At 58.2% G+C, this 213-nt stretch carries 1 pseudogene; it reads left to right on the top strand.

Annotation, left to right across the window (positions count from 1 at the left end):
• Positions 1 to 213 (top strand): annotated as a pseudogene (locus AUR66_RS22115) (helix-turn-helix transcriptional regulator); the annotation flags it as partial.

Genomic DNA, 213 nt, shown 5'->3' with positions numbered 1-213 from the left:
CCGCTGCACAACGACTTCAGCCGTTTCTCGAAACGCTTACCAACGGGTCTGTCGACGTCGACGTCGGGTTGTTCGACGACGCAGCGTTGACCGAGACGAAACCGACGAATCCGTACGCACCGGTCGCCCGGTTCATGGAACTCCTCAGAGAGTCCGAGACGCTCTATGGCTTCGATACGACGACCATCGCGCCGATATACGTCGAAGACATAC

This window comes from Haloferax profundi (assembly GCF_001469865.1).
Lineage (GTDB): Archaea > Halobacteriota > Halobacteria > Halobacteriales > Haloferacaceae > Haloferax > Haloferax profundi.
Note: the sequence above shows the minus strand (reverse complement) of the source record. Positions and strands in the feature narration are given on the sequence as shown.